Consider the following 22,658-nt stretch of genomic DNA (forward strand, 5'->3'; position numbering starts at 1 on the left):
TCAAATTTGGATTTCAACTTAGTTTAATTACAATGTTTCGCTAAACCTAATTAGTGAAAACTATGCGAATATTATTTACTATATAATTTTCTTCATCTTAATAAATTCAAATTCTCCGCCATTTGTTTTTTGCATATATTTTTCTTCAAACTGAAAGCCTATGCTCTCATATACTTTTATTGCTCGCTTATTAAAGGAAGCAACTGCCAAGGCAATGTATTTCTGGTTATAATTAAACCTTTTTACTCCAAAGTTAATGCCTGCAGCTGCAAATTCAGTTCCTATTTTTCTTCCTGTTAATTCAGGTTTCAAACCAAGACCTATCCACATGATTTCATCTTCAAAGAAAAATGAATAAAATCCTACCAGTTCATTACTATCATTAAGAACTGCGAAATATTGATCTGTCCAACTATTTTCATTAAGAATTTCATCTAAATCTTCTTCATCTTCTGTCATGTCATAGAATGAATAAACGCCATCATACTTCCAATTATACGCAATTTCATTGGCATAATCTTTGTTCATAGGTATAAAATTATACTGCATTGATTTCCCCCTATTTAGCTACAATATTATGCTTTTTTACTTTAAAATATTTACAAAAACATATATATCAAAAAACTCGGATACATATATTTGATAATAAAAATCTGTCTTAATCCTTATGCTACCTTGAATTTTTATTAATATATATATTTAGTGCTTGAACAACTTTAAATGATACTACTATAAGCGAAATATAGAGTAATATTTCTAAAACTGATTTTAAAATACCCGGCACACTAAAAAATAGTAATCCGCTCAAATTATCCATATTATAGTCCTCCTTTTTACTATGTTAAATTAATATAAAATTATTGATTAAATCCCCAAAGCAATATTCTTAACTATAGATCCAAGACATACTCACTCACATGACCTCTAAAATCTCCATAACTATTAATCACTCCACTTTTGATTTTTTTGAATCCAATTACCTCATGAAGCTTTATAGATGGTATATTTTTATCTGAAATATGTACATATATCTTTTCGATGGCTGAATCACGCAAAATATGTATACCTCCAGTAATTATAGATCTTCCCACACCTTTTTTCCTTTCAGGCGGTATCACTTCAAGTCCTTCTATAAGCCATTTATTATTGCAAAACGGAGTCTTCCAAAACCTTACTACTCCTATGATGTTATTTTGTACTTCAGCAATGAATGTAAATTTGTCTCCTGGCATTTTGTCCGAAAACCAGCCTTCCCACCACTTAACACAGTCTCCAAAGTTTTCCGGTTCTAAATAAGTCAAAACCTGTGCCAGCTGTTCAATTACTTGTTTGTTTACCTCTGACTTTTCAAGTTTATTAATAGATACTATCTCCATAACAGCTCACCCCTTTACTTTAGTCATATCCTGCCATTTCAACAGTTAAAGACAAGAACATTTTTTAACTTTTTTAATTTATAGATCAATTAACATTACTTTGTAAAAATAATAAATATCTCCATTAATAAACAAATCGTTATTCCTACAATTCCCATTACAAGATATTTCTTTCTTATTAATCTGTTTTCCTTTGATAAATACTTTTCGTCAGATAAGTTCTTATGCTTCTTTAATAGCTTTATCAAATTAAAAAGTACAAAGCATGATATTAATATTGTTATTGCCTTGCAGACCATAAATAATATTTTCATAAAAATATTCTCCATTTCTTCTGTCTCTAAAGAAAATATTTGATACTAAATAAAATCGATAAAACAAAGCTGAATCTAAAACTAGTTACATGAACTCTGCAAATTAGAATTTTTTACTTTATGACATCTTTATAAATTATGTCTACTATTTCATTTAGGCTTAATTCTTTATGTAGTAATATTTCAGGAATAATACCTAATAAATCTTTTTCATTCCACCATTTTCTCATTTCCTTTTCTCCAAACTCATGGGCATTGGACTTTTGCTGGTGACGATTTAGAGTTTCTTCAAAAGGTATATCGAAGTAATATGCAAAAATTTGATCCTTGAACTCAACCAGTAAATTTCCGAATAAGCTTTTATACCACTTTGAATTTAAAATTCCTTCTAAAATTACAATATCGCAATTGTTTTTTCCGTACAGTGCAAGATCCAATAATAACTGACATGCCTTTGTGTCAGGTCCATCCTTGACAAACAGCATTTCTCTTCTGACAACATCTTGTGAAATCAGCATTGTACCTTGTCCAAATTTTCTTTGCAAAGCTTTTCCTGTGGTAGTCTTACCACTCCCCGAATTGCCCCTTAATATTATTATCTGCGCTGCTTTATTCACCTAAAATCTCACCTTTCTAAGTTGATTAATGAAGTCTGTAAGGAACACTCCATAATAAAAAAGTTATATTTTAAAACCTTAATATGCTAAATTACTTGTCCACTATGGTTAATACCCCAGCACAATGCGAAATTTTAATATACATACAAAAATATTCATGATTAAGCTTTTCCATGATTTCATCTGCTACAAAATAAATTTCATCATTATCCCAAGATTCTTTATATTTTTCTTTACTTTTTTCTAATTCATAACTTGTTTCAAAAGAAATATCTCCAATAAGAATTTTCCCTTTTTTATTTAGGAAATTGGAAATCAATTTTATAAAACTAATTTTTTCTTTGTCCGCTAAATGGTGAATTGCATATGTACTAATTATATAATCATAACGATTATTTTTAATTTCATTAGGTAATCCTCTAGAAAAATCCCATTTTATTAATGTTGCATTAGGCATTTTCTGCTTCGCAATATCAATCATATTACTTGAAAAATCAATACCTGTAATATTAAAGCCAGAATTATATAATTGAGTTGTTAATATTCCAGTTCCAAATCCAATGTCCAAAACATTAGTACCATTTTGTTCTCTAACTTGATTGTAAATATAATTTAAGGCATCTTTATAACCTGCAAAGGGATACTCATTGTTCCCTTCACTGATATTTACACTTTTGTCATAACCATTAGCCCATAAATCAAAACCCTTATTATCCAACATTTTTATCTCCTATTCTTAAACCTAAATTAATTCGTACTAATTTACAGTGCTGCACTAATCAATAAAAAAGATTGATTAACGCTATAATAAGATTGCTCATTAACCTATTTTGAAATGAGTAGAAAGTTCAGCCACCTTATTAAACAATACATTATGAATTGATGGATATGTTAGGTTTTCTGGTAACCCCTCAAACAAATATCCACTTTCCTCGATATTGAGGTACAATTACAGCGCATAAGAATTTGCTATCATCCATTTGACATAATTCAATTAAGTTTACGCTTATCATTATATCGTTACCCTCTCATAATTTAATTCATCATAAATTACTTCTTTGCTCAAATATGAGAAATTCCAAAAATAATATTCTTAATAATAAGCAGATTCCTCAACTTAATTTTTACAGCTCCAGCAGCTCATAATAACATGAGATTATACCATTTTCTTTAAACTCCTCAAGTTTTTTAAATCCTGCACTTTCCAAGGTAGCAATGGAGCGCTTATTATCTTTATATGTAAATGCACATAGCCTACTTACAGCATATCTTTCGAATACAAGCTTAGAAAATTGTTTTAATGCATCTTTTCCAATTCCCTTACCCCAGTATGTTTTATCAAATATGATTATGCTTACGAATGCCTGCTTCTCAGCAGCTTCATCTATTCCATAGCACCATACATCACCTATATATTTATTATCTATATTGATAACTTTACCAAAACTCTTTGCATCAGGCTTTAATGTCTCTTCATATAATTTGATTGCATCATTTAAAGTACCCTTGTTAAATGGAAACATCCTTTCTATTTCTTGATCCTGAGATTTTTCCCAAAAAATCTTCACATGTTCAAGTGTACGCGGTTTCAATAATAACCTTTCCAAACTTATATCCCCTTCTTAACAATTAAATTATTTTAGTTAATAGCTGTTTACTAACGTGCCATATAAGAAAGTGTTGACTAAATGTTTAAAAACACATACAACCTAAATTATACCAATTGTAATTTGCAACACCAGAATAGTAATTATAATAATTAAAATCTCTATTTTATCACTATATCCGCCAAATGGTTTCCAGGTATTTTTCTTTCTACTGATATCAAAAAACCATATCAGAAACAAAATCGGTATAAAATAGACCAGCAAACTAACAAACCCAGTTTTTATATTTAGTGTAATGTTCTGAAGCTTATATAGAAATATAAAACCACCATAATAAATCACACCAAAGACTATTTTATGTATTATAAAAGCAATCCTTTCCCATTTAATATTGCTATCCAACATTATATCCCCCTGTTCCATAGTAGTTTATATTTGTGTCGCAACATATGAAGACTGTTAACTAACATTAGTAATATTAATTTTTATCTTTTAATAAGCTTACTAATCCAATACTAAAGATTAACCCACCTATTAACATAAATGAATTTATAAATCCATTTAAAATCGGAACATACTCACCCGTTAAGTTTTTATTATGATATACTATGCTAACTGCTTTATACCCTAAAGGTGTACTTATTAGAATTATAAAAAGTCCAATTAAAAAGTACTTTACTTGTTTTCTCATAAACTATCCCCCACTTCAAATATTTAATAATAAAATAATATTTCTAAGATATATTCAATATCAGCCTCCAATATATTGATTCAGCATAAGTTACAACAGTTCTCTAATATAAATTTTTTAAAATAATTTCGGACAGTATTTTACATTTTTCCTATTAACTCTATAAGTCCATTAGCTAATGTTTCACCCCAAGATAAGTAGTCGTGTCCAGATTGAAAACTTTCATACTTAACATTATAGCCTTTCTCAAGCAATACTTTATACATATTATCTATAGCATCCTTCATAACTGGTTCATCATCATATGGCTTGTCTTCAAATATACCTACATTTAAGTAGAACTTTAATGGCAGCTTATTTGATTTTTTAAACTCATTTGTTAGCCATTCTGAGTTCCACCAAAACGATGCTGATTGTGAAAGTACATTTCCAAAAATACTAGGGTTTTTAAATGCTACGTATGCTGAACTTAATCCCCCTAGACTAACCCCTCCTATAATAGTTTTACTTGCTTCTTTTGATACCGAATAGTTATCCCAAATCCAAGGAACTAATTTTTGAGCTATAAAATTTGAGAAGTCAGCATTACAAGTTAATTCCTCGAATCTATTTATACTATTATCTATTAGAACACAAACTGTTGGAAGAATTACTTTTTCATCTATAAGGTTATCAAGAACATTCTTTGCTGAAAGATAGTTTAAGTAATCAAATCCATCTGTAAGCACTACTAGATTGAATTTTTCAATACTTTTTGTATAGTTAAAAGGTGTATAAACCCATATTCTTCGATTAATGTCTGAATTTAAATTAGGAAGCCTATGCAATTCTATTTGCCCCTTATTAATCTCATTTCTAGAACTTGTCCAAATATCTTTTTTAGATTTATACAGCACAACTAAAGAGTTTATCATCTCGGCGCCGTCAGGATCTTCATCGTCTTTAGCAAACACTATTTTGTTCGGATTTAATGGGTCTAGTACTGATTTGGCCTTTATTTTTTTATAGTCATTATCGAATTCGTAGTTTAATGAAAGATTATATTTAAATTTCACATTATTTCTAACAATATAGGTCTTGTACCATATATTTGTGTCTAATAAACTATCCATAATATTTTCTGCGTACCGAAAGCCAGGGAAGGCACCATAGATTAGTATGTTTTTTATATTAGAATCACCTTTATATAAAAAAGTAATTAACACATTTCCATTATCCCCTTCTATTTCTTCAATTAAAGGTGTTCCACATCTTTGTGCATCTTGCCAAAACAAATCAATCGAATTAGTATTACCAGCACTAACTTGTTCTGCTAAAGTATTAATTGTAGGGCTGGTATATTGTAAAACTCTCATAAACAAATCAATCTCTCTTTCATCTCATATCATAATTTTTAATATCTTCTGTCCTTCTTCCATTTCCTCAGTATCAATAAATCCCATTGAAAACCAAAATGACTCTCCATTTACTTTATCAGCAGATAGCCAAACATCTTTGATTCCACAAGAAATTAATGTTTCCTTTGCGAAATTATATAACTTTCTACCAAGACCTTTTCTTCTAAAATCCGGCATTATATAAAATTCTAAAATATATCCCCAACCAATGCGTTCACTTTCGTCAACTTTAAAATGTATAAATCCAACCATATTATCGTTTACTATTAATCCAATCAACCAACGTTTATTTTTAAATTGTTTGCTTAAGATACTATTAAGAAATTTATCATGTATTTCCACTGGCATATCTGCAGCTATTTCCTTCATATACTCATATCCTAAATTTAAAAAATCTCTACACCTATCTGGATTTTCTCTGCTAATCTTTACATATTCAACATTAAAATTACTTTCCATTTTATCCCCTTTAATATTTCAGAGCATTATTTATTAACCTTTATATATCTACTTATTATCTATATCTATATAATAAAACTTGTTTTCGTGCCACTTAATAAACTTTTCCAAGTCTTTATAAGAAACACTTATTGTCGCTGTATTTACATTGGGGTGGAAATTTACTATACTCTTATCAGTCAACTCTCTATCAATTAGAACAATTACCTTTCTATCAATATCGTTTATTAAACCAAAAGGGCTAACAGAACCCGGTTTTAGTCCCAAGTATTTATGTAATCTTTCTTCGGAAGCAAAGGATAAACTTGTACTTCCTATTTGTTTAGACAATAATTTTAAATCCATATGTTTTGTTTCATCTAAAATTGCAAGATAGTGTAAATCACCTTTTCTATTTCTTAAAAAAAGATTTTTACAGTGCTGTCCCGGGATACGTATATCCAATTTGCTTGCTTCCTCAACAGTAAATACTGCTTTATGTTCATTTCTAATATAATTAATCCCTAATAAATTTAAAATATCATATAGTTTTTTCTCTTTTGCGTTAATCAATTTTCAACTCCAAGTCAAATATTAAAATGTAATTACTATTACTATCCTATATACGCAGTCTTAAGAAGCCTAAACATTTCATCGCTAAATCCATACTGTTTCTCATTCTTACTCGATATACAAGCCCTTTGATACATATTAAGAAATTCAATAGGATCTCCAACTACTTTTCCTAAAATTTCATCTCCCATCGTACTGCTTATAGTTTTTGCTAAAAAGTATCCAATAACATGAAATCTCACATCTTCACTAAGAAATTGAACCAGTTCGTCTGATGTCTTTTTTCCTTTAAGAACATCTGTTAACGAATATAAACTTTCTCAAGTTTTCCCCACCCTTTCTTAAAACCTTCTCCAATTTTTCTAATGCATTAAATACACTTGTAAATGAAGTCCATATTCTAATCCCCAAAAATAAACATTCCTATTGTCTGATTTTTTACCACTTATGAATGATATCTGGTTTTGCGAAAATTTCATCAAGCCTTTTTAGAAAGGGAATAATGGAACTAAAATCAACGGCTCTATGGTCAAATGCCAAACACATAGGAAGAATTTTTCTTATACCAATTTCTTTATTTCCATTTTCATTTACATATATGCCAGGCCGCTCTTGAACTGATCCGAGACCGATAGCAAGAACCTGTGGTGGTATAATTTCAAGCAGTGCAAAGAAGCCCCTCTGTTGTTTGTATAAAGAACCTATATTGGACACAGTCACAGTGCCTGACATAATATCTTTTTCAGTCAAACGCTCATTTTCTGGTATTTTATAATAATCTTCTTTTTCCTTACCTTTACGCCTCCTCACCTTATGTCGGGTAACTTGAGAAGCAATAATTCTTCTCAGTATACTTAAATGAAATTTCTTTAATTCATTAACAGCGTCATCAAAGGCTGCTCTATATAGCATTTCATCAACATTTGTTTTTTCTATTCTCTTGGATAGATTTAAAATATAATCAGAAATATCATTTAACGACATTTTACCAGCATTAGGGATAGATGGAGTTATCATTTTACCATCGGGTAAAAGCCATGGTATTGAAACATTTATTTCACCTAAAATGTGTGTCATCCCTTCGGCTTTCTTGTGATTATACTCTACATAAGAATTCAAATCAGGTGCTACTAGCAGCCCCTCAACAATAACTTTAATCATTACAGTATTAAATGTAATCTTGAAACCTGTATTTTTTCTTTCTTTGGCAAGCTGTATAAATTCACTATAAAAGTCAGTTATATCAGGCTCATATACATATGATACATGTGGCACACTCTTCCATGAAGTCGAAGTCATATGTGCGACCACTCTTCTTTGCAAGTTAAACCTTTCAGATTTTCTTATTCTAATTTTTTTATCAGGCATGAATTCGCTCCCTATTACTTATATTTACAATTTCTAATATATTCTCCAAGTCTTAATATGTATATTATATTTTTCTTTTATTTTCATAATGCGGCCCTATTTCATCTGATTATATAATTAGCATTATCCTATATAACTTCACAAATAAAGTTTACGTAACAAATAAAGAAGCAGATAATTGATTCATAATTAGTTACTATGATAATCAATCCATATACCTGAATTAAAGCATCTCATAAGAAAGTTGTAAGTTAATGTTTTTTTATTAAGCACGGGAAATACGGAGAACACTGAATACGCTGAAGGGGATATTTTATAAAACACTCTCTTCCGTATCTTCTGCGTTCTCTTTCTTTTCTTTCGCGTTTAAATAATTCTTTTTACTGCATCTTATCTCACAATTACTCAATTATCATATATCATAACTAATGTTTATTTCTGAGAATCTCTAAGTAATACCCAATCTCTTCCTGTAAGTTAATAATTCAATTATATATTTTATGGATAATTTTGTATATAGGTAATAGATTCTGCTTTCACCATCATTCTCTAGCAAATACCTAATCAATATATTCCGTGATGATGATTTTGTTATAGTATATGGTATCAATCACAAACGAGCCGGAAAAGCAATTTATTCAAATGCAAGCTTTTACGAGGTAGAGCTTCTCAATGGAGTTGCCGGGGCCTTCAGTACAGGGATACTGCTCTTCAATACTTCCCTGAAAGATATGAAAACGCAGGCTACTATTATGTATATAAAATTGCAAGGAAAGCTGATGAAGACAATGTTGTTATCATCCCTTACAGCACAGGGAACCATCTTGGGAGCTGCTACGGAGTCGATAATAACCAGAACGTTCGTATAGTCTTTAGAGTTTATTTGGATCAATTAACTATGGTTGGCCCCTATATTTTTGATGTCATCTAGGATCGTGTACTCCTTTTTAAAAGAAAGAAAAAACTTGAGCTTAATAGAAATAATTAATAACAGCAGAAAACCTGCTTTTAGATATATTGGTAAAACATACTTGATTCTTTCGTTTTAACTAAATTATAATAGAAATATTGTATTACATTTTACTTTAGGAAAGGGGTGAATTTCTATGTCATACTTATTTTTAGGACTTAGTTTACTAATAGGATTATTATTAATAGTTTCAAGAAGTGTTTTTTACAGGTATTATGATAAAATTAATTTCAATATTAAAAAGTCATTGGATAAAATGCTGAGAATTATTTATTTTGCACCCGTAATAGTTTTATTTATAATCCTTATATTAACCTTTACCTATTTTAAATCAAAGGGTTTTATTAGACTATCGCATGCATGGCTTGTAGTTAATTTTTGGGTAGGTAGCGTTATATTTTATTATATCGCCATTGAAACAGCAAAAATACAAAAATTAGTTATACTGCTGCCTGTTGCGGGAATGGTAATATCTATGTTTGCTGCAATATACTTAACGCCTCTGCAGCACTATGAAAGCGTGTTTTATAATATTAATATAATGATTCCAAATGTTTTTGGATTGATTATGTTAATAACATCCTATTATACAAATCATAAGCTTTTGACAAAAGAAGCTAAGAAATAATTTATTTTACGTTTCGAGTAAAATCGGACAACCTTGCTAGGATTAAACCATCTTATTACAACGCAATCTTGAATATATTTCATGAACTCCTGAACCTTTTGCTTATCATCCACCGCGTAAAATCATATGTCCAAGATATACAAAATCAGTTTTTTGCATTATAATGTAAAATATAGATTATTAAGGTTTTACCTATGGAATTGAAAGGAGCTTTATTATGGAGGAATTAAAAAACATTTTGAGGAAATTCGCTGAATCCGGATGGGATTTAATTGCTATTCCGTCAGAAGCTTATCTTGATGGAAATGGAACGAAAGAAGATTTAATAAGCGCAATTGAGCAGGCAGACAAAGAGTGCGGAAGCTGCGGCTGTGAATTCGATCCCCTCTATAAAAGATGCCTTGAGCTTAAAGCGTTACTATAGTCTGAAACTTTTTCTTATATAGGTATATTAGGCATATCATATATACCTATATTTTTTATTTATTATTTATATATAGTATAATGTTAACAGTTTTAAATTTATTCAAAACTCTTTGATGACAAAATAAAAACACCGTAGAATTCATGATTGAATGATACGGTGTCTTACGTGAGCTCTTTCTCTTTTTCTGCTAATCCTTCACTATCCTTTTATCTGTCTTTCATCTTTTTAATTCCCAAAGATATAGACATTATAGATAGACCAATACATACAATAGCTAAACATATGTAAGTACTTCCAAATGGTTTTTTATTAATAAAATAATTTCTTGAAATCACGGCATTCAGTATAGCTGCAATTAACCACATTACTCCTGATACAAAAAATAAATAACCAGCATATTTTTTATTCATTAAAGTATCCTTTCCACACAATACACTATTTTTTTCTTATATAAATATATAATGGTACCTTTAGTCATATTATTAAGTTTGCAAATTATAGATTCAATTACAATTGTTTGGTATTTGTTTATTGTGCTGCTCTAACCTATAAAAAAGATTAATGAATCTCATAAGAAAATTATCACCTAACCCGCTACCCATACTATATTATTATTTAGGAAAACTCCTAAAGTATATATGGTTACCATCTGGGTCGCAAAAGTGCACATTCTTTGCTCCCCATGGTTGTAGTTTGGGAGGATCAATAATATGTATTCCTAATTTCAATAATCTTTTATATTCTTCATCTACATCATCAACAGTAAAAGCTACGCTAATATTCTGGTTTTGATTATTTTTTACTTCTCCATTATTGTAGATACTTAGAGTTATAACATCTTCAATAATAGACTGATGCACTTCGTCTCTACAATCCGAGTAAATATTTAAGATATTTCTATAAAAATCCGCCATTTTTACTACGTCATTTGTTTCTAAACAAATTTCTCCTAACTTCATTTTTTTCTTCCTTTCCAATGGGTTTATATAAAATCTTAGTTCACAATTAATTACAATCTAATATTAATTGTTTAGACATTTTTCTACACAAATTAAAACACAACCTTATTTTTCATTTACTTCGATTAAGAAATAATATATTCCTAGACCTTCATCATAGTCGGCTGAAATACTAAATAAATATTTACCTGGCTTATCGGGTGTAATAAAAGTTCCGTTTGTGCTTTCATTTGAGTCAAATATTTTTTCATAATTACCATTCTCAAGCCTTTTAAAAAGTGAATAATGCAAATATTCATGATTAAATATAATTTTTAGTTCCGTATTAGGCTGGACTGATGTTAATTTTGTATTTATTAATTCGTTATCAACATCAATGTGGAAATTGCGCCTGCGTTTAAGAAAATCACTATAAATAAAGTCTGTTTTGAAAGTAGGAATTTCAACAGTAGGACACCTTACTATTGGATTATCTATTTGCGGAATAACACCAACTCTTACCGCAAAGTTAATAATCAATATCAAACAAAGTACAGATATTACTAACCACAATACCTTTTTATTGCTAATCGTTCCCGCCCCCTATGATTATTTGCATAAACTATTTTTATAATTGATTCACCATATTCTGCAAATATGAATCACCTGATTGCTGAATATCTACCTTAAATGCCTCATAACTTTGAATTCATAACGCTAAATTTTTTTATTAAACACTCTTCATTAATTCAATTTGAAATTTTATTTCTTTTCTTACTTCCTCTAAATCTTTAGGATACATTAAATTTATTAAAGTTATTTCATACTCTGATGCTATCAACGCATGTCTCTTAACGTGAGATGTCTTTTTTGCTTTTACTTTCAAACACTGCAATAAGTTCATCTTATAATTCGGGAATATCATCAATTTTTCTTATATTCCTACGTTACTCATATTACTAGTTTCTTTCTTATTTCTCATAATTGCACCTCTTTGAATTTCTGTTTGTACATCAGTCATAAAATGTAAACAGTCTTTGTTTTACATTTTATTTATATGACTAAAGTGAATCTATATCTAAAAAACTCATTAACTATTATTTTCTTATTCCATCCTTATCGAATAACTTTCTTAAATGTATTTCTGTAAATATGATACTTGCTATAAAAAGAATAACCAAGCCTAATATTGATATACTTTTCGATAAATTTACGTTATTAGTATATAAATACCTGATTAATATTGAGAAGGGTATAAAAATAATACCGCTAAATAAAAGCATTCTTCCACATAAACGATTTCCTTCACACCAGGTGTCCTTATTCTTCATAGAAAAAGGTGTTTTATACCCAATGCTATTATTTATATGTTCGGGTGGATATGTTCTTAATATGAGTCCAATTATAGCTACAAATGCCCCGGTTATACAACTTGTTAAAATCCCCATAATTCCCCTCCATTTTGTTTCATATTGTTATACAATTCAAAATTACATTCCAACTAAATCATACCATATTTTTGAAACTAATACACTAATATACTTATCAAAGCAATAGCCATCATTTCTAATAATTAATAAGCTCAAACTTAAAAATTCACAAGAAGCTTTTACAATACAACTTGGAGAAAATGATTTAAGAAGATATAATATAATAAAAAATGTAAAGGAGGTTGAAGTCTTAAATGGACTTCAACGGGTAACTTATGAGCGAAGCGAATGTTTTAAGTTACCCAGTGTTCCGAATGAAGGGAGAAATAAAATGGAACTTAGTGCTTTTAATTATGGAGCTAATGCTGTTGGCTTCGTCAAAGACGAAAAGAAATACGGAATGATATGCGCTTGGGCTATGCAGGCAGACTATGATAAGATTCTGATGCTTTTAGGAGCTCAAAGCGTAACGGGGAAAAATATTAAAAAATGTGATATTATCGGAGTCAGCGCCCTCTCTGAAAATCAGCAGGACGTAGTGGACGCCTTAGGCTCCAGCCATTCTGACGCTTCTGATAAATTCACAAACATCAAATACACATTAAAAGATTCTGCCATATTAATTGATAATGCCAGCAATTATATGATAGTAGAAGTTCTTGATGTGCTTCATCTTAACGGAATTGAAGAAGATAATTTAATCTATGGTCTTATAAAATCCTATACAAGCAGCGATTTTAAAAAATACACCCTAGAAATATAAGAAGTTTTATTCTTAAGAAGTTAAGAAGTTTTATATATAAATAGTTATATATAGTTAGTGTTAAATAAGTATTGAATAAAAAGAGCATCATCCGCAGAGGAGTTGATGTTCTTTTTAGTTTGATCTTCAGAAGAATGTCTTGAAAGTAAATGTTTTATTTTTAATTAAAGCTATTAATATTTGAAATAAATAATCCTATAATGATTTAAAAAAACGATTAGACGACTACGAAAGCATTTGTTAATATAAAAAATAATAGATACTAAATAATTTATGACTCCTTGGTCAAGCGATTAAGACACCATCCTCTCACGGCGGTATCAGGTGTTCGATTTCCCTTAGAGTCACCAGCTTTATTGGGATGTGGCTAAGTGGTACGGCGCCAGACTCTGACTCTGGCATTCGCAGGTTCGAATCCTTCCATCCCAGCCATTTGATAAAACAAAGGATTATAAATACTCTATAAAATGCAAGGTTTTGTAGGGTATTTTTCTATTGAAAATAAAAAGAAGTGATTTTGAGCTTTATGTGATATGGGGGGAAAGCTGTGGGCTACGAAGCGCTGAGGGCTGTAAATCTGGAAGATAGAGAGAAATATTTGAGAGAACAGCTTGGAGAAGAAAAATGCAGAGTGCTAGATAAATTTAGTCTTCATTTAAATGACAGGTTTTATTGGGAAAGACATCAGGAAAAATACCCTGTCCAGGAGTATTTCAGTCACAAGTTCGCAGAAAAATCCAGTCCTTTAGGAATGATTTTTCATATTAACAGACTCTGTTTTGCCAAGGTCAAATATTTCGAGCAGCACTGGGATGAATATATACCATGCATTCATGATTGTAAAAAGGGTTTTATAACAAGTGATCTTTTCGATATGGAATTTATTAAACAGAAGGATACCGGCATAGTTATTGATTTAAGAGAATTGGCTAAGATACATTGGCTAAAGGATTTTAAGGAACTTTGTTTCTACTTGGAAGTTGAACGACAAAAGGTGTTATCTGAGAAGAAAGTATTATAATAACAGATGATAATCCAACTATATATTATATTCATGTTATCAACCTCCCAGTTTATCTTATTTAAAAAGAGCATTCTTCTCATAAGAGGAAGATGCTCTTTTCTATAACTTATATTTTCAAATAAATTTATCTGGAAATTGATTTACAATACCTACTGCGTTCTTAATTATCAATTCTAAACCAAATATCCTTTTTAAAGCCAAGACCTTGTCTCGAATAATATTCAATAACCGAGTTGAAATCCGGCAAATAATTATATTTCGTAACAAAATTCTTATATACATCTTCATAATCATATGGATTTAATTTAGCAGTATTAAATTCACATTGATGCAGCTGTTTTGAATAATTTTCTTTAAGGTAATTATACACTTTGCTCCATTCAGAATATGTTATAACCTCATCATGGGAATTTATGACGTCATCTATTTTATCGCTCCATTCTCCGGGCGACATATGATTAAATGCACAGCCTATTGTATCCGCAAGCATAATAAGCAATGAGCCATAATTACTTAAATCCTCTGCATTGTTTCCAGATGCCTTCATCTTTTTACCTGCATACTTCCATAATAATAGAGCTCCTGCAAATTCAAAGCTTCCATACTCCCCCATATATGGCGATAAATCAGATGTTCCCTTCAGCTTATAATATTCCTCATTAACAGTGTTAAGAAGTTCCCTATCAGACATACCTGAAACATAAGGATAAAACTTCTCGTTACTAACTGATTCTTTAAAAAAATTATCAAACATACCCATTTCTTTTTCCTCCAAATTTTCAAATATAAACTTACAAATTCCAAAAACATTATCAATCTCTGATTTTTTATATATTGCATCATCTTTTATTGTAAATAAACCATTAGTTAACTCTGATAATTCTTTATTTGCTTTATAATACTCAAAATCATACATTAGCTTTAATAGTTCTACTAATCTTTCAGCCTTTTCAAGCCAATCATTATTACTTTTTAACGACTGCTGGAGCGCTTGTCCTGTAGAAAAGATATCCTTATAAAACTTTTCATCTTTATAATCCAAGCTTCCGTATTTATATATCCTATTTAATATTTTTTCCGTAAATAAGACTCTCCCTGATACATGATATCCATCTAAATACTTCCATACTGTAAGCCACATATTATCACAGACGCAATAGCAGATATCCTCATCAATTGGTATGCTTATATACTTCTTGCCGGAATACTCTACAAACTTAATCTTCATACTGTTATCATCCTTAAAATATTGATTTAGGCTATTATCTAATTCGACACAATATGATAAATCCCTTTTTTATAATCATGTTTTATAGTTAAATCATAGTTGAAAAAACTGGTACACTTTCATTTATATTTCATAAAATAATAATGGATGAATTCTTAAGTGAGGAGATATTATGCAAATCCACGTTGTTCAAACTGGACAGTCCCTATTTGATATTGCGAGAATATATAACACTACAGTTGGAGCCATTTCCGGGGCAAATGAACTTCCAAACCCAAATAATTTAGTTGTAGGTCAAGCGATGGTAATTCCTATTGTGGGAAGCTTTTATTGGGTTCAATCAGGTGACAGTCTGTATAGTATTGCAAGGAAATTCGGAATTAACTACCAAACCCTTGCAAGAGTTAACGGAATACAGCCTACAAGACCTCTTACTGTTGGTTTTAAACTGTATATTCCGCCACAGCCTAAAAGAAGTGCTGAAACAAACGCTTATGTAGAACCTACTGGTGGAAGAGTTGCCCCTGAACTGGAGCAGTCTGCCCGAACTGCAGCACCGCACCTTACCTATCTGGCACCCTTTAGTTTTCAAATTCAAAGGGATGGAACCCTAAAAGAGCCGCCGCTAAACAATTTCAGAACCATCGCATCAAACAGCGGTGCTATTTTACTGATGGCAGTTACTAACCTTGAAAATGGTCAATTCAGTACAGAGCTTGGAAGAATTATTCTTACTAACCCTCAACTGCAGGATACTTTGCTAAACAATATTATCGCTACAGCAAAGCGTCTCAACTTTAAAGATATACACTTTGATATGGAGCATTTACCTCGTGAATTAAGAGAAAATTATAATGCTTTTCTTAGAAAGGCTAAAGCAAGGTTGAGTGCTCAAGGCTTCTTAATGTCTACAGCCTTAGCACCAAAAACCAGTGCTACTCAGGCAGGAGAATGGTATGAGGCTCACGACTATAGAGCTCATGGCCAAATTTCTGATTTTGTTGTAATAATGACTTATGAATGGGGCTACAGCGGCGGTCCTGCAATGCCTGTATCCCCGCTGCCTCAAGTTAGGCAGGTTATTGAATATGCTTTAACAGAAATGCCTGCTTCAAAAATCATGATGGGGCAAAACTTGTACGGATATGACTGGACTCTTCCTTTTGTACCAGGAAGTACAGCAAGAGCAGTCAGCCCTCAGCAGGCTATTATGCTTGCAGCTGACAATAATGTACCGATAAGCTATGACACCAGAGCTCAGGCGCCTCATTTTGACTATACAGCTTCAAATGGAAAACGTCATACAGTTTGGTTTGAAGATGCAAGGTCAATCCAAGCAAAGTTTAATTTAATAAAAGAGCTTGGTCTTAGAGGAATAAGCTACTGGAAGCTTGGAATTTCCTTCCCTCAAAACTGGCTGCTTATCGAGGACAACTTTAATGTAGTTAAGAGATAATTATAGTAATTAATTAAAAGCCGGGTGAAATCACCTGGCTTTTAGCATCCTTTATACTTTATATTCTAATCAAAAATATTATTTCATATCAACTAAATTACTTCATTTCTCATATGTAAACACTCTTAATTCCCACATTTTAAAAACCTAACTGCAATTTTCATGCTATCATAAATTTTCCGCAGTACAATTAGAACTAATGATAGTATAATTAAAGGGACAGTCTCAAAATAGCTAAACTTAGCTGCTTTGAAACTGCCCCTATAAACCTCATCAATAGCCTGCACTTAAAATTATAATTATATTTTATCCTTTTAGTCCATTAGCCTGTCTTACCATATTTTCTACTACAATATCATGAATATCTCCTAATGAAGCACAATACTCAAGCACTTTCCATGGAGTATTTGTATGATAATGAATTTTAATCAGTTCGTCATCACCAACTGCAAGTAGGCAGTCGCCTTCAATGTTATTTGTAATATAATCGTTTATTTCATCCTCTGAAAGATTTTTTCCTTCAATTAATAACTGAGTATCAAATATGTATTCAATCATAACTATTCTCCTTTTCTGATCTACAAATTCTAATATTTTCTTTGGTTAATTATAACATATTGTATGCTTATTAATATACTTATTAAATAATTTAGTGGTTTATTATAAAATATAACTCAAAACATATTGAATTTAGTTAAATAACGCGGCAATCTAATTTTCACATAAAAAACACATTAAAAAACCATCTTATAAACATAAACTTACATTAATATATACACATAGGATTATTAAAGAAATCCCCCCTTAACATAAAAGGCAGTTGGTTGTTCCCCCTTCCAACTGTTTTTTATATTATTATTTACTTTATATTTAGCATTGATTGTTATGATTGCAGATTTAACATTTTATTTTCAAGTTTGACACCATAATGTCATATTCTACATCTAACATAAAGACATAAAGATAATTTTTTTCACTATTTAACTTCTTTTAATATAGTTCGGAGCAACTACCCGAACTTTTTTTATTGTAATAAAAAAGCTTCACCTCATGGGGTAAAGCTCCAATGTAAAAAATATTATTTTTATTTGGAGGTATATAATGAGATTACCATTAGTCAATTCACAAAGCACTAAAATTATTAATAATAAATCACTGCTTCATAAACTGGGATACTCTGTAGTTCTTTTATTATTGATTCCATTTATTATTTTGGTATCTTTAGAACTATTCTACACAGGAAATATTCACAGTGTAACAGCATGGATTATAAATTATTCAAAGGAATTTATCCTTAGCTATATTGTGACATTTGCTCTAGCAAACATCTTTTATATCTTTCCGCGAAAGATATACTTAATAATTTCCAGTATTATATTTACACTTTTTTCTATATTGGGATTTGTCAGCCGTCAAAAATTAATTAATAAGGGCTCTCCACTCGTTCCTTCAGATTTGCTTTTAGCCAAAGAAGCTCTTGAAATTTCAGAAGCATTTAAAGGGGTTACTGCTGCAGTGGCACTCATTATTTTTGCATCTATTTGTATAATTTTTCTTATTATTAAATTTATACCTGCTGCGAAATATAAATGCTCCAGAAAAATCGCCGTATTTTCTCTTTCAGCTCTGCTTCTATTTTTTCTTTACACATATTTTGGCCAGATTCAAAGGGTTTTTGCACTTGAACTTATTAATTATAGCCAAGCAATGAATTATGATCAGAACGGAATGATGCTAGGATTTATACTGGAAGCTAAAAACCAAAAAATTAGTAGTCCATCTGACTACCAGCAAGATACTATAAATAATATTGTACAAAATAATAAAGCATCATATACCATTAACCCTGACTTTAAACCTAATATTATTTTTGTTATGAGTGAAGCTTTTTGGGATCCTACTCTTATGAAAAACGTAACCTTCAATCAAGATCCCATTCCATTCTTTCACTCTCTTCAAAAGAGCCAAACCAGTGGTACTATGTTGTCCGCAGTTTACGGGGGAGGTACGGCCAACACTGAATTTGAGGCATTGACGGGATTTTCTACTCAGTTTTTACCAGCTGGCACAATTGCTTACTCACAATATATAAACAGGCCCATTGAAGCCTTACCTACAGTATTAAAAAGCCAGGGTTACTCAGCAGCAGCAATTCACACCTATGACAATTGGTTTTATGGCAGGAACAGCGTATATAAAAGTTTTGGTTTTGACAAATTTATAAGTAAGGAATTTCTGAATAGTCCAAAGTTCCACGGAAACTATATCAGTGACATTGAATTAACTAATCAAATACTTAAAGAAGTAAATAACACAAATAAACCAGACTTTATTTATGCAGTTTCAATGGAGGACCATGGTCCTTACGGAACATCCGAAAACCCAGATAATACAATAAAGACCCAAGCTTCAAATTTAACTCCTGAATCCCAGGCAATATTGAATAACTATGCTAACACAATAAATGATGTTGATAAATCTCTTCAGCAGCTTATAGAAGGATTGCAAAAGTCAAACCAACCTACCTTGGTGGTGTTTTACGGCGACCATCTGCCTCTCTTGGGCGACAATTACAGCGTGTATAAAGATGCAGATTTTATTACTGACGCCAATTCCTATGAGGATTATCTAAACCTTCACAGTGTACCATTTGTAACTTGGAATAACTTCGGTTTAGAAACAACCAGCAACTTGCGTCTATCTGCTAACTACATGGGAACACTTGCTTTAGAAATGACGCAAAAATCTGGCAGTCCTATGACAGACTTTCTTTCTAATCTTATGAAAGATGATTCTGATACTATAATCGATCCAGTTTATCAAAGTCAGGAAAAAATAAATTTGGATCAAATCTCAAAATACAAAGACTTGCAGTATGATTTACTTTTTGGAAATGAATTCACTTATGAATTTACGCCAAATCACACACCCAAAACTAATGACAATTACATCCAGGGTAGTGCTTTGCCAAGTATCACAGGCGCTACTATTTCAGGTGATGAACTAACAGTTCATGGGGAAAACTTTGTAGAAAATGATAAGATATATATTTATGACAAGGAAATCAAAACAACTTACAATGGGACAACCACTTTGACAGCTGTTGTACCTAAAAACACAGAAAATAAGAAAATCTCAATTCAGTTAAAACTAAGCGACAGTATGAATAAAATAATTTCTCAGTCCAACATTTATTCTATAAATTAAATTGGTGTTAGTATATAACCACCTTGCATAAAGAAAGCATGTAGTTTACATATCTACATGCTTTCTCTTACATAAAACTGGTATTGCTGCTGCTATAAGGATTACGCCCATAAAGAAAGGTGCGGCATGACCAAGTGATACATAGATTTGACCTCCAATGATAGGACCAATCATTCTTGCTAAGGCCTGAATAGATTGGCTTCCTCCTTGAATCCTTCCTTGTTCACTAGAATCCACAGACTTTGATAGCATCCCATTGAAGGAAGGCCCAAAGATTGAATCACCAAAACCAAATATAAACATTCCAGCTATAAAAAGAGGATAGAATGAGAGCAAAGCAGATAGCGCAATAAGACTGTAGCCAATAATCTCAGAAAGCATTCCAAGAATTGCTATCTGTTTATCATTAAGTTTTATCAAAAGCTTTGGCATTATGAAACCTTGTGAAATTATGTCTTGGATGCCCATAATTGAAAACACAAGTCCGATTAGTGCAGGCTGAAAGCTGAAAGTATCTACAGTAAATTGTGAAAAAACTGCCTGTAAAGATCCGTTAGGCACCCAAAGCAAGAACGCTGAGACAAGCAGCCTTTTTAAGTTTTTCATGGAAAGTATGTTTTCAAGCTGTGTAAATGGATTTAGTCTTACAAAGGTAATCTCTTTCAGTCTATTATTCTTGTCAAGGCTCTCAGGCATAAAAAAGAATCCATAAATAGCATTCAATAATGTTATTATTGCTCCAAAATACATAGCTACAGCATAACCAAACTTGGCAAGTAATCCTCCTAGAGTTGGACCAAGTACGGTACCTACACCTACAACCGCGCTCACCCATCCGAAGTATTTGGTTCTATGATTACTAGGAATGATGTCTGCAAAATATGCGAAGATAGTGCTTATGGTACCGCCTGTAATGCCATCTATTATACGCCCGGCAAACAGTATTCATAGAGCTCCTCCTATGCCAAAAACTAAGTACCCGATTACGGAACCCAAAAGGCATACCAAGAGCACCGGACGACGGCCATATCTGTCGCTCAAAGCTCCAAGTCCGGGAGATACAAAAAACACGCAGACTGCATAAACAGAAGTCAACAGAGTAACAACTATAGCTTGATTTCCCGTGTCGCTTACATAAGGCTGCACTAAGAATGGTACTACAGGTGCTATGATACTAAATCCTAATCCGCAAAGAAATACAGATATAAGGCCAAATATTAAAGCGTGTTTATCTATGGTTTGTTCTGTGCTCTGTTCATTGTGTGATTTATATATGGACATTTGAATTCTCCTCTCAAAAGTTGTTATTTTGTTTCCTTGGAAACATATCTATCTTATCATCATTTTGTTTCCTTGTCAACAAAATAATATTAATAAAAAAACAGCCATTTCTCAATAGAGTCAGGCTGCTTGTGGTTTCATTTTCATTATTCAAATTTATTCCGACTTATTATCTATACCTAGTTTCTTTATTTCTTCATCCAAATGACTGCTATACTTTTCCATGAATTTAAGCATACCATCAAATTGTTCCTCCGTTATCTGTTCAAATACCGCTTTATCCCTCTCCTGAAACTCTTTGTGAAGCTTTTCATGGACTTTATAAATTCTTTGCCCCTCTTCAGTAAGTCGGAAATAAATTTCTTTCTTATTATCCGGCTTCTGGTAGCTTTCTATTATGCCTTTTTCTATGAGCTTTTTGGTCATTTTGCTTATGGCTCCCCTAGTCATATAAAGGGACTCTGCAAGTTTTGTCACGTTGGAATCTACGTTTCTTCCAATACATTCAATGTAATGTACTTCAGAAGACTTATATCCCCTAAGACTGTCTTCCATCTTCAACTTATTAAGCCAAGCCATCTTGTTAAATACTTCCCTTAATCCACTCATGACCTGTTCTTCTTTGTTCATGGTCTATCCTCCCACTCGTTTGCGCATTAACAATATTATATTAAATTTTTGTTTCTACTTCAACAATATTATAATAATTAATTTGGGCAATACTGTTGCCGCGGATTGCATCATTTGCCTCTATAGCGTCTGCAGATGAATTAATATTATAAACAGTAGTACTTCAGGGGATAATCCAGTCAAAAAATAAAAAATGCTAAGTTTTATACTTAGCATTTTTGACCTAGCAACTCTCTACTCTTCCACTCAGTCTCCCGAGCAGTACCATCGACATCTCAAAGCTTAACCTTCGTGT

The 22,658-nt window shown here is 31.4% G+C and carries 27 protein-coding genes, 1 tRNA gene and 2 pseudogenes; 7 read left to right on the forward strand and 23 right to left on the reverse strand.

Features of this window, described 5'->3' with window-relative positions:
- Positions 1-78 precede the first annotated feature (78 nt).
- From JK636_RS13780 to JK636_RS13845, 14 genes and pseudogenes are all read right to left on the reverse strand, one after another.
- Complete coding sequence (locus JK636_RS13780; RefSeq protein WP_202749584.1) at positions 79-549, reverse strand: GNAT family N-acetyltransferase; 471 nt, start codon at positions 547-549, stop codon at positions 79-81.
- A 121-nt stretch (positions 550-670) separates the two neighbouring features.
- A complete protein-coding gene (locus tag JK636_RS13785; RefSeq protein WP_202749585.1) occupies positions 671-817 on the reverse strand; it encodes a hypothetical protein in 147 nt (48 codons plus the stop codon).
- Positions 818-890: 73 nt separating this feature from the next.
- Entirely contained in the window at positions 891-1,376 is a 486-nt protein-coding gene (locus JK636_RS13790; protein WP_202749586.1) for a GNAT family N-acetyltransferase, read from the reverse strand.
- Positions 1,377-1,471: 95 nt separating this feature from the next.
- Positions 1,472-1,690 (reverse strand): hypothetical protein, encoded by a 219-nt coding sequence (locus JK636_RS13795; protein ID WP_202749587.1) that lies wholly within the window; start codon positions 1,688-1,690, stop codon positions 1,472-1,474.
- 113 nt (positions 1,691-1,803) lie between these two features.
- Positions 1,804-2,307 (reverse strand): AAA family ATPase, encoded by a 504-nt coding sequence (locus tag JK636_RS13800; protein ID WP_202749588.1) that lies wholly within the window; start codon positions 2,305-2,307, stop codon positions 1,804-1,806.
- Positions 2,308-2,398: 91 nt separating this feature from the next.
- Entirely contained in the window at positions 2,399-3,028 is a 630-nt protein-coding gene (locus JK636_RS13805; protein WP_202749589.1) for a class I SAM-dependent methyltransferase, read from the reverse strand.
- Between the two features lie 403 nt (positions 3,029-3,431).
- Complete coding sequence (locus JK636_RS13810) at positions 3,432-3,914, reverse strand: GNAT family N-acetyltransferase (RefSeq protein WP_202749590.1); 483 nt, start codon at positions 3,912-3,914, stop codon at positions 3,432-3,434.
- 102 nt (positions 3,915-4,016) lie between these two features.
- Positions 4,017-4,319, reverse strand: coding sequence for a hypothetical protein (locus JK636_RS13815; protein ID WP_202749591.1), 303 nt, complete (start codon positions 4,317-4,319; stop codon positions 4,017-4,019).
- 73 nt (positions 4,320-4,392) lie between these two features.
- On the reverse strand, positions 4,393-4,605 hold the full coding sequence (locus tag JK636_RS13820) for a hypothetical protein (RefSeq protein WP_202749592.1): 213 nt from the start codon (positions 4,603-4,605) through the stop codon (positions 4,393-4,395).
- A 140-nt stretch (positions 4,606-4,745) separates the two neighbouring features.
- On the reverse strand, positions 4,746-5,960 hold the full coding sequence (locus JK636_RS13825; protein ID WP_202749593.1) for an alpha/beta hydrolase: 1,215 nt from the start codon (positions 5,958-5,960) through the stop codon (positions 4,746-4,748).
- Positions 5,961-5,984: 24 nt separating this feature from the next.
- A complete protein-coding gene (locus tag JK636_RS13830) occupies positions 5,985-6,461 on the reverse strand; it encodes a GNAT family N-acetyltransferase (RefSeq protein ID WP_202749594.1) in 477 nt (158 codons plus the stop codon).
- Positions 6,462-6,509: 48 nt separating this feature from the next.
- Entirely contained in the window at positions 6,510-7,010 is a 501-nt protein-coding gene (locus JK636_RS13835) for a YbaK/EbsC family protein (protein WP_202749624.1), read from the reverse strand.
- Positions 7,011-7,054: 44 nt separating this feature from the next.
- Positions 7,055-7,303, reverse strand: a pseudogene (locus JK636_RS13840) (DUF5700 domain-containing putative Zn-dependent protease); the annotation flags it as partial.
- Between the two features lie 148 nt (positions 7,304-7,451).
- On the reverse strand, positions 7,452-8,381 hold the full coding sequence (locus JK636_RS13845; RefSeq protein WP_202749596.1) for a 2-oxo acid dehydrogenase subunit E2: 930 nt from the start codon (positions 8,379-8,381) through the stop codon (positions 7,452-7,454).
- A 1,106-nt stretch (positions 8,382-9,487) separates the two neighbouring features.
- Between JK636_RS13845 and JK636_RS13850 the strand changes: the two genes are divergently transcribed.
- Both JK636_RS13850 and JK636_RS13855 read left to right on the forward strand, forming a co-directional pair.
- On the forward strand, positions 9,488-9,979 hold the full coding sequence (locus JK636_RS13850; protein ID WP_202749597.1) for a hypothetical protein: 492 nt from the start codon (positions 9,488-9,490) through the stop codon (positions 9,977-9,979).
- Between the two features lie 238 nt (positions 9,980-10,217).
- Positions 10,218-10,403: a hypothetical protein gene (locus JK636_RS13855; protein ID WP_243428233.1), complete on the forward strand. Its 186-nt coding sequence runs from the start codon at positions 10,218-10,220 to the stop codon at positions 10,401-10,403.
- 209 nt (positions 10,404-10,612) lie between these two features.
- On the opposite strand, the gene JK636_RS13860 is transcribed toward JK636_RS13855, so the two are convergent.
- The 5 genes from JK636_RS13860 to JK636_RS13880 all read right to left on the reverse strand — a co-directional run bounded on the left by JK636_RS13860 (position 10,613) and on the right by JK636_RS13880 (position 12,792).
- Complete coding sequence (locus tag JK636_RS13860) at positions 10,613-10,816, reverse strand: hypothetical protein (RefSeq protein WP_202749599.1); 204 nt, start codon at positions 10,814-10,816, stop codon at positions 10,613-10,615.
- A 201-nt stretch (positions 10,817-11,017) separates the two neighbouring features.
- Positions 11,018-11,365, reverse strand: coding sequence for a VOC family protein (locus JK636_RS13865; protein WP_202749600.1), 348 nt, complete (start codon positions 11,363-11,365; stop codon positions 11,018-11,020).
- A gap of 105 nt (positions 11,366-11,470) precedes the next feature.
- Positions 11,471-11,917, reverse strand: a complete 447-nt coding sequence (locus tag JK636_RS13870) for a hypothetical protein (protein ID WP_202749601.1) — start codon at positions 11,915-11,917, stop codon at positions 11,471-11,473.
- 157 nt (positions 11,918-12,074) lie between these two features.
- Positions 12,075-12,239, reverse strand: coding sequence for a putative immunity protein (locus tag JK636_RS13875; protein WP_202749602.1), 165 nt, complete (start codon positions 12,237-12,239; stop codon positions 12,075-12,077).
- A gap of 202 nt (positions 12,240-12,441) precedes the next feature.
- A complete protein-coding gene (locus JK636_RS13880; protein WP_202749603.1) occupies positions 12,442-12,792 on the reverse strand; it encodes an SdpI family protein in 351 nt (116 codons plus the stop codon).
- A 313-nt stretch (positions 12,793-13,105) separates the two neighbouring features.
- Between JK636_RS13880 and JK636_RS13885 the strand changes: the two genes are divergently transcribed.
- From JK636_RS13885 to JK636_RS13895, 3 genes are all read left to right on the forward strand, one after another.
- Positions 13,106-13,537, forward strand: coding sequence for a flavin reductase (locus JK636_RS13885; protein WP_202749604.1), 432 nt, complete (start codon positions 13,106-13,108; stop codon positions 13,535-13,537).
- Positions 13,538-13,894: 357 nt separating this feature from the next.
- Positions 13,895-13,969, forward strand: a tRNA-Gln gene (locus JK636_RS13890).
- A gap of 115 nt (positions 13,970-14,084) precedes the next feature.
- Positions 14,085-14,558, forward strand: coding sequence for a hypothetical protein (locus JK636_RS13895; RefSeq protein ID WP_202749605.1), 474 nt, complete (start codon positions 14,085-14,087; stop codon positions 14,556-14,558).
- 163 nt (positions 14,559-14,721) lie between these two features.
- Here JK636_RS13895 and JK636_RS13900 read toward each other — a convergent pair whose 3' ends face one another.
- Complete coding sequence (locus JK636_RS13900) at positions 14,722-15,789, reverse strand: hypothetical protein (RefSeq protein ID WP_202749606.1); 1,068 nt, start codon at positions 15,787-15,789, stop codon at positions 14,722-14,724.
- Between the two features lie 172 nt (positions 15,790-15,961).
- Between JK636_RS13900 and JK636_RS13905 the strand changes: the two genes are divergently transcribed.
- The gene (locus JK636_RS13905) at positions 15,962-17,245 is read left to right on the forward strand and encodes a glycoside hydrolase family 18 protein (protein WP_202749607.1); all 1,284 of its coding nucleotides are present in this window, start codon (positions 15,962-15,964) and stop codon (positions 17,243-17,245) included.
- Between the two features lie 306 nt (positions 17,246-17,551).
- Here JK636_RS13905 and JK636_RS13910 read toward each other — a convergent pair whose 3' ends face one another.
- A complete protein-coding gene (locus tag JK636_RS13910; RefSeq protein ID WP_202749608.1) occupies positions 17,552-17,803 on the reverse strand; it encodes a kinase to dihydroxyacetone kinase in 252 nt (83 codons plus the stop codon).
- Between the two features lie 543 nt (positions 17,804-18,346).
- Here JK636_RS13910 and JK636_RS13915 point away from each other — a divergent pair.
- Positions 18,347-20,452: an LTA synthase family protein gene (locus tag JK636_RS13915; RefSeq protein ID WP_202749609.1), complete on the forward strand. Its 2,106-nt coding sequence runs from the start codon at positions 18,347-18,349 to the stop codon at positions 20,450-20,452.
- A gap of 45 nt (positions 20,453-20,497) precedes the next feature.
- Here JK636_RS13915 and JK636_RS13920 read toward each other — a convergent pair.
- Together JK636_RS13920 and JK636_RS13925 are read right to left on the reverse strand one after the other, a co-directional pair.
- A pseudogene (locus JK636_RS13920) lies at positions 20,498-21,733 on the reverse strand (MFS transporter).
- Between the two features lie 156 nt (positions 21,734-21,889).
- Positions 21,890-22,363, reverse strand: coding sequence for a MarR family transcriptional regulator (locus tag JK636_RS13925; protein WP_202749610.1), 474 nt, complete (start codon positions 22,361-22,363; stop codon positions 21,890-21,892).
- Between the last annotated feature and the right edge of the window lie 295 nt (positions 22,364-22,658).

Source organism: Clostridium rhizosphaerae (genome assembly GCF_016765585.1).
GTDB classification, from domain to species: domain Bacteria; phylum Bacillota; class Clostridia; order Clostridiales; family Clostridiaceae; genus Clostridium_AT; species Clostridium_AT rhizosphaerae.

What these genes read in the sequence shown, in the direction of transcription:
- JK636_RS13780 (WP_202749584.1), bottom strand. Translation starts at nt 549, where the DNA reads ATGCAGTATAATTTTATACCTATGAACAAAGATTATGCCAATGAAATT.
- JK636_RS13785 (WP_202749585.1), bottom strand. Translation starts at nt 817, where the DNA reads ATGGATAATTTGAGCGGATTACTATTTTTTAGTGTGCCGGGTATTTTA.
- JK636_RS13790 (WP_202749586.1), bottom strand. Translation starts at nt 1,376, where the DNA reads ATGGAGATAGTATCTATTAATAAACTTGAAAAGTCAGAGGTAAACAAA.
- JK636_RS13795 (WP_202749587.1), bottom strand. Translation starts at nt 1,690, where the DNA reads ATGAAAATATTATTTATGGTCTGCAAGGCAATAACAATATTAATATCA.
- JK636_RS13805 (WP_202749589.1), bottom strand. Translation starts at nt 3,028, where the DNA reads ATGTTGGATAATAAGGGTTTTGATTTATGGGCTAATGGTTATGACAAA.
- JK636_RS13815 (WP_202749591.1), bottom strand. Translation starts at nt 4,319, where the DNA reads ATGTTGGATAGCAATATTAAATGGGAAAGGATTGCTTTTATAATACAT.
- JK636_RS13820 (WP_202749592.1), bottom strand. Translation starts at nt 4,605, where the DNA reads ATGAGAAAACAAGTAAAGTACTTTTTAATTGGACTTTTTATAATTCTA.
- JK636_RS13825 (WP_202749593.1), bottom strand. Translation starts at nt 5,960, where the DNA reads ATGAGAGTTTTACAATATACCAGCCCTACAATTAATACTTTAGCAGAA.
- JK636_RS13830 (WP_202749594.1), bottom strand. Translation starts at nt 6,461, where the DNA reads ATGGAAAGTAATTTTAATGTTGAATATGTAAAGATTAGCAGAGAAAAT.
- JK636_RS13845 (WP_202749596.1), bottom strand. Translation starts at nt 8,381, where the DNA reads ATGCCTGATAAAAAAATTAGAATAAGAAAATCTGAAAGGTTTAACTTG.
- JK636_RS13850 (WP_202749597.1), top strand. Translation starts at nt 9,488, where the DNA reads ATGTCATACTTATTTTTAGGACTTAGTTTACTAATAGGATTATTATTA.
- JK636_RS13860 (WP_202749599.1), bottom strand. Translation starts at nt 10,816, where the DNA reads ATGAATAAAAAATATGCTGGTTATTTATTTTTTGTATCAGGAGTAATG.
- JK636_RS13865 (WP_202749600.1), bottom strand. Translation starts at nt 11,365, where the DNA reads ATGAAGTTAGGAGAAATTTGTTTAGAAACAAATGACGTAGTAAAAATG.
- JK636_RS13880 (WP_202749603.1), bottom strand. Translation starts at nt 12,792, where the DNA reads ATGGGGATTTTAACAAGTTGTATAACCGGGGCATTTGTAGCTATAATT.
- JK636_RS13885 (WP_202749604.1), top strand. Translation starts at nt 13,106, where the DNA reads ATGGAACTTAGTGCTTTTAATTATGGAGCTAATGCTGTTGGCTTCGTC.
- JK636_RS13900 (WP_202749606.1), bottom strand. Translation starts at nt 15,789, where the DNA reads ATGAAGATTAAGTTTGTAGAGTATTCCGGCAAGAAGTATATAAGCATA.
- JK636_RS13905 (WP_202749607.1), top strand. Translation starts at nt 15,962, where the DNA reads ATGCAAATCCACGTTGTTCAAACTGGACAGTCCCTATTTGATATTGCG.
- JK636_RS13910 (WP_202749608.1), bottom strand. Translation starts at nt 17,803, where the DNA reads ATGATTGAATACATATTTGATACTCAGTTATTAATTGAAGGAAAAAAT.
- JK636_RS13915 (WP_202749609.1), top strand. Translation starts at nt 18,347, where the DNA reads ATGAGATTACCATTAGTCAATTCACAAAGCACTAAAATTATTAATAAT.
- JK636_RS13925 (WP_202749610.1), bottom strand. Translation starts at nt 22,363, where the DNA reads ATGAACAAAGAAGAACAGGTCATGAGTGGATTAAGGGAAGTATTTAAC.